This is a genomic window from Roseateles sp. P5_E11 (assembly GCF_054049355.1).
In genome coordinates, this window is the sequence record NZ_JBFUMO010001093.1 from 1 (window position 1) to 901 (window position 901).

Below are 901 nucleotides of genomic sequence, written 5' to 3' on the forward strand. Positions count from 1 at the left end.
TGGCCATCGCTGCGCAGGAAGTCGAAGCGGGTGGTCTTCAGCGTGTACCAGTTGTTGGACAGCAGTCTCTCCTGCTGGACGCGCACGCGTTCGGACAGGGGCAGGTCGGCAATGCGCGAATCGGTCTGGGTTTGCATGTTGTTTCCTGAATTTAAGGCAAATCATGCAAAATAACGCAAAACCATGCAATCCCACAGATGCTGACCGAACAACGCCACTTGGCCATCCTGGAAGAACTTCATTCCACGGGCCGCGTGCTGGCCCGCGAACTGGCCGAGCGCCTGCAGGTGTCGGAGGACACCATCCGGCGCGACCTGCGCGAGCTGTCCACGCGGGGCGCGCTGCAGCGCGTGCATGGCGGGGCGTTGCCGGTGTCGCCGGCCCTGGCCAATCTGGCACGACGCAGCGCCATCGCGGTCGACGAGAAGCAGGCCCTGGGTCGCCGTGCGGCCTCGCTCATCGCCGACGGCCAGCTCGTCTTCGTCGATGGCGGCACGAGCACGCTGGCCATGGTGCAGCAACTGCCGGCCAAGCTGCGGGCGACGGTGGCCACGCACAGCCCCGTCATCGCCACGGCGTTGATCGAGCATCCCAGYGTCGAGGTGCTGATGCTCGGCGGGCGCCTGTTCAAGCATTCCGGCGTGGCCGTCGGCGCGGGTGTAGCACAGGCCATCCAGGCGTTGCGGGCGGACTGCTATTTCCTCGGCGTAACCGGTGTGGAGGCCGGCTTCGGCCTGTCCACCGGCGACGCCGAGGAGGCCCAGGTCAAGGCGCTGCTGATGGCGAGCGCTGCGGAAACGGTGCTGATGGCCAGCAGCGACAAGCTCGGCAAGATCTCGCCCTACCGCATAGCGCCGCTGTCGGCCTTGTCCACGCTGATCGTCACGCCTCAGGCCGAGCC

The 901-nt window shown here is 66.4% G+C and carries 1 protein-coding gene; it reads left to right on the forward strand.

Features of this window, described 5'->3' with window-relative positions:
• Window positions 1–197: 197 nt before the first annotated feature.
• A partial coding sequence (locus ACXJKR_RS33645) for a DeoR/GlpR family DNA-binding transcription regulator (RefSeq protein WP_457326561.1) occupies window positions 198–901 on the forward strand: 704 nt, incomplete at its 3' end.